Genomic DNA, 2416 nt, shown 5'->3' with positions numbered 1-2416 from the left:
CCTGCGCGAGGATGACGAAATGAAGGGAAGGACGTCAGACCAGTGCCATTCAAGCAGAGACCTGTTCCGCGTCGCGCCCAACCACACCCACACCCACACCCACACCAATCCAGGAGAACAACATGATTCGTTTTATTGCACTTCCTCGGCCTGCTCGCCTGCGCCGAGGCGTCGGCCGATTGCATTCCCGTCGACCAAATTCCGTTCGTCATCAGCGAGCCGGGCAGCTATTGCCTCGTCAAGAGCTTCCATGTCGACATGCGCTTGGGTGCCGCAATCGACATCAAGAGCGATGATGTGAGCCTCGACTTTGCTGGAAACACCGTACGCAACACCCATGGCACGGAGACCGAGACCAGCGGCGTGCGTGCGAGGGACCAGTGGAACATCTCGATATCGGGAGGCACGTTGGCTGGCTTTGAAAGGGGCGTAGAGATCAACGGCACTGTTGCTCGCTGCGACCTGTCAGCCTGGTATCGAGTGGATGGGATGCGTATTCAGGACTCGGGAATGTTCGGCATGCAGTTGATCGGCTGCAACATGGTCGTCAGCAACAACTGGATTGCCCGTGTTGGTTACTCTGGCGATGGCGACGCTCGCGGCATCTCGCTGAATGGAAGCCAGATCAGTGTGATCGGCAACGATGTGCAGGGCGTTGTCGGTTCGTCGCGCAGTGCGGGTGGCATAAACATCGGCGGTGATGCCGGTATCGTCGAGGGCAACCGAATCCAGATGTCGCCTAATGGCGTATTCATGCCGTCCGGTCCGGCAGTCAAGTATCGCGACAATACCACCACGGAAATTGCTCAGTATCGCTACAAGGGTGGCGACGATGCCGGCGGAAACATCTGAGTCCGCAATGCCAGCTCATGCCTGCACCAGCGCAGCGGCATCATGAGGTATTCTCGAATGCTCGCAATCCCGACCAGAGTCCGCATGGCTTATCGCTTTGTCGCCCGGGTGGGCAACGTCGATCTTCGAATACCTCTCGAACATGGACGCTTTCGCGTAGGGTCAGGGGCGGATTGCGAAATCCGCCTCGGCGATCCGACCGTGTCTCGCGAACATGCCCTGATCGAAGTGACCGATGGACGCGTACAGGTCACCGATCTCGGTTCGCGCAACGGCACCCGCGTGGACAGTCGCCGCTTGGTCAAGGATGAAGCGATCGAACTTGCGACGGAACAGGCACTGCGCTTCGGCCACGTCGATGCACGCATCGTCGCGCTGGATGAGGCCGAACTGGATTCGGCCATCGCGGGTACCGAAGGAGCAACCGCCCCGCGCGTCGAAAGTCCAACCGTGCAAACGCTGGCCACCGGCGATTTCGGCAACTTCTGCCTGCACCGGCTTCCCGCCCTGATTCGGCGCCTGTCATCGAATCACGGAAGTGTCGACGAAGCAGGTTTTGCCGGCGCACTGTGCGAGGCTCTGCAATCACTCCTGCCTGACGCCACGATCGAAATATTGCGCCTGTCGGCAGAGGGTGAATCGGTACTTGCCCATTCCGGATCAGGGACGGCGGGCCGCAGATTGACCCACGCCAACGAGCAGCACCGGCTGGATATCGAACTGGCCGACGAAGCGGGTGCGCGTACCGCCACCGCACTCGCACCTCTGCTGCTCGATCTGCTTGGACTCGCGCAACGCAAGGGACGCGATCAGTCCGGCAAGGCATCCGCAAAGTCGACTCCCCCGGCCTTGCCCGACCCGCCGACGATGGATCCGGCACTGCAGGAGATCTACCGACAAGCCGGCGTGATCGGAAGCGGCTCCATCAACGTGGTGGTCGAGGGCGAATCCGGCACCGGCAAGGAACTGCTCGCGCGCTACCTGCACGCAGCCGGCGGAGCGAACCGACCCTGGGTGGCACTCAATTGCGCCAGCCTGCCCCGCGATCTTCTCGAAGCCGAGTTGTTCGGCATCGAGAAAGGCGTGGCCACTGGTGTCGAGGCGCGCGCCGGCCGATTCGAGCAAGCCCACGGCGGCACCCTGTTCCTCGACGAGATCGGCGACATGGCGCCCGACAGCCAGGCCAAGATCCTTCGTGTTCTGCAGGAGCACGAAGTGTATCGACTGGGCGGCAGTCGACCGCGTCCCGCCGAGGTGGCAATCGTCGCTGCCACCAACCAGTCGCTGGACGACATGGTCAAGGCCGGAACATTTCGCCTCGATCTCTATCACCGCCTCGCCGACTGGACCGTAACCCTGCCCGCCTTGCGCGAACGCCGCGCAGACATCGCCAATCTCGCCGCGTGCTTTCTGCAAGGTGCATGCGAAAAGCGCGGCATCCGTTTCGGCGGCGTCTCAAGGGCGGCGCTTGATACCTTGCAAGGCTACGACTGGCCCGGCAACGTGCGCGAACTCGAACGCGAAATGCAACGCGCCGCGCTTTTCATCAACGACGGCGAGATGC

Annotated in this window: 2 protein-coding genes; both read left to right on the top strand. The window is 61.8% G+C overall.

Annotation, left to right across the window (positions count from 1 at the left end; all coding sequences use genetic code 11):
* Positions 1-135 precede the first annotated feature (135 nt).
* The gene (locus WBP53_RS00185) at positions 136-852 is read left to right on the top strand and encodes a hypothetical protein (protein WP_423924733.1); all 717 of its coding nucleotides are present in this window, start codon (positions 136-138) and stop codon (positions 850-852) included.
* A gap of 84 nt (positions 853-936) precedes the next feature.
* Positions 937-2416: sigma 54-interacting transcriptional regulator (locus tag WBP53_RS00180; protein WP_423924731.1), on the top strand; the 1480-nt coding region annotated here is incomplete at its 3' end.

The organism is Dokdonella sp. (genome assembly GCF_049593775.1).
Lineage (GTDB): Bacteria > Pseudomonadota > Gammaproteobacteria > Xanthomonadales > Rhodanobacteraceae > Dokdonella.
Note: the sequence above shows the minus strand (reverse complement) of the source record. Positions and strands in the feature narration are given on the sequence as shown.